This is a genomic window from Deltaproteobacteria bacterium (assembly GCA_011773515.1).
In the GTDB taxonomy this organism is placed as follows: domain Bacteria; phylum Desulfobacterota; class Deferrimicrobia; order J040; family J040; genus WVXK01.
In genome coordinates, this window is sequence record WVXK01000045.1 from 1 (window position 1) to 2,424 (window position 2,424).

A 2,424-nucleotide genomic window follows, 5' to 3' on the forward strand; every position below is an offset into this window, starting at 1 on the left:
GGTGCGGCGATTCAGGCTACCTGCCCCGGCGGTACAGGCCTACGGTTTCAGCTTTCCCGAGAACGTGCCCTGCCATGGCCTTTTCGAGCTGCTCTTTCGTCGCACCTGCTGCAAGCTGAAGCGGGGAATCGAGGGCATAGAGCTTGAAGAAATAGCGGTGGGTCCCCGAAGGCGGGCAGGGTCCCCCGTAATCGCTTCTTCCCCAGCTGTTTTTCCCCTGAAGCGCCCCGGGTGGCACGGTGTTTTGCTCTATCCCTGCAGCTGCCCCCGAAATGTTCCACACCACCCAGTGGACCCAGAGGCCGACGGGTGCATCGGGGTCATCCATGATCAGGGCAAAAGATTTCGTCCCTTCGGGCACGTTATCGAAGACAAGTGGCGGGTTCACATCCTCCCCGTCACAGGTGTACTGCTCCGGTATCATGCCCATGTGGGAAAACGCCGTGCTCGATATCGTAAGTTCGCCCATCGCTTCTACCTCCATAATCGGGAAGCCCGCCGCGAGAATGACGGCAAGAATGAACCCCGTTGCGCAAAAACATGCGTCTATCATCCTTCTGTGCACCGGTTTACCTTTCCACCTGTCGTTGCATATATACGATAGTACTACATAAACCGGTTCGGCCCCAGCGGGAAAGACACTATCCTAGGGATTTTCCGGGGAAGGGGATTTGGCGTTTCGACCCGCACCGTCATCGTATACCAGCTCTATAACCGTTACCTCGGGGGGCGAGAGAAAGCGAATCGGCGGCCCCCACGTGCCCGTCCCACGGCTGACGTAGAGCAGGGAGCCATTCTCCTCGTTGAAAAAACCCGCATTGCGCGGGTAGTAGATCCTCGAGAGGAAGTTGAAGGGAAAGATCTGCCCCTTGTGTGTGTGCCCCGAGAGCTGCAGATCGAAAAGCCCGAGAGACCTCTCGTCGATAAGAGGCCTGTGCTTGAGCAGCAGCGTGAACCTGTCCCGGGGAAGACCGGAGAGAAGCTCGTGCTCGGCTGCCCCTCTGTTCTCGCCAAGGCGGCCTCCCGCGGGGTCGTCGACGCCGGCGATGATAACGTCTCCGGGGTTGTTGTGCGCCTCGCCCCGGAGAACCCGGAAACCGGCTTTTTCCATGAAGCCGATGGACTGGGAGACGCCGGCGTAGAACTCGTGATTCCCCGTCACGGCAAATTTCCCGTACCGGGGCTGGATGTCATTGAAGAAGTCCGCCAGCTCCCCGATATCGTACATCTGGCCGTCCACGAGATCCCCCGTTGCCACGAAGAGGTCTGGGGCCTCCTCCTTTACGATGCTCATGACCTGCCTGAGCCTCTTCTCTCTCTCCAGAAGCCCCAGGTGGAGGTCGGAGATCTGCACAACCCTCACGGTGCCGATATCTTTGGGAATCCTGTCGGTTGCTATCGTTACCCGCTCGACCCGTATGTTCTTTCCCTCGAAGTATCCGTAGATCCCCACGCCCAGGGAAAAGATGAGGGGGAGAAGAAAGGCAGCGCGCGGCCCCGGGGAAATACTCCCGAGGGAGTGGCCCGAAACTTTCCCGGCAAGGAAAAGGGCGACCCGGTAGAGGTCTACCACCAGTGACGCGGAAAAGTAGAGGAACAAAAGCCCCATCCAGGTGTACCCGATGTAGCCGATGACCCGGGCGAGCCCCCCGTGACCGGCTCTCTCGGCAATGCGCACGAAAACGGGGGCGGCAACCATGAGAAGCATGAACAGCGAAACGAGAATCGTCGACAGGGGCGAAAGGGGGAAGGCAGGCCTGGCCCGCAGGAAACTGTAGACGTGTACGCCTCCGTAGACGAGAAAGAAGGTGAGGAGAAAGAGGCTCATGCCGACTCCCGTCTGGGAACGCCATATGCAAGAAGTATCATCTGCTCAATCCCGATCNNCTATCATACTGCAAAATGCCGCCCGGCGTTTCCCGATTTGCTGGATGCGAACCCATCCCCCAGTAAGGGGCCCTACCAGAGCACCCTGGATTCGGGATGCTCCTCGTACCACCTTCCCCAGGTCGTATCCCTTGAAGTCACCTCCGGCAGCCAGCGCTTGAAATACTTCCCCTGGATCCCCATGAGCCCCTTTTTGTATGGATACCAGAGGGTCTCCGTCTCCCTGTCATAGAGGACGAAGGTGCTGCGGTAGGTCCACCCGGAGGGGACCAGGGTAAGCACCCGGCCGTCTATTTCGCGGCTGTACACAGCCGCCAGGTCGACGAGGGGTCAGTAGGCCACCGCAACCTTCCCTTTGCCCAGCTCGCTGTTTGCGATCTCGTGGCGGCTCAGGCGCCCCACCGAATAGGCTTTCGCCGACTCGCCGTCACCGACGCCGATGACGCGCATGTAGCCGGGGATATTCCCGTCTCCCTCGGTAAGGTGCGAGTCATCGAGGGGCGTGAAGGCGTTTTTCCCGATGCCGTACTGAAACCC

4 protein-coding genes are annotated in these 2,424 nt (G+C 59.6%); all 4 read right to left on the minus strand.

All coding sequences use genetic code 11. From position 1 onward, the window contains the following. Positions 1–16 precede the first annotated feature (16 nt). A complete protein-coding gene (locus tag GTN70_04310; GenBank protein ID NIO16211.1) occupies positions 17–469 on the minus strand; it encodes a YbhB/YbcL family Raf kinase inhibitor-like protein in 453 nt (150 codons plus the stop codon). A 177-nt stretch (positions 470–646) separates the two neighbouring features. Continuing rightward, positions 647–1,828, minus strand: a complete 1,182-nt coding sequence (locus GTN70_04315; GenBank protein NIO16212.1) for a metallophosphoesterase — start codon at positions 1,826–1,828, stop codon at positions 647–649. 131 nt (positions 1,829–1,959) lie between these two features. Further along, complete coding sequence (locus GTN70_04320; protein ID NIO16213.1) at positions 1,960–2,196, minus strand: DUF3179 domain-containing protein; 237 nt, start codon at positions 2,194–2,196, stop codon at positions 1,960–1,962. Positions 2,197–2,217: 21 nt separating this feature from the next. Beyond that, positions 2,218–2,424 (minus strand): DUF3179 domain-containing protein (locus tag GTN70_04325; GenBank protein NIO16214.1); only part of this gene is annotated, 207 nt, incomplete at its 5' end.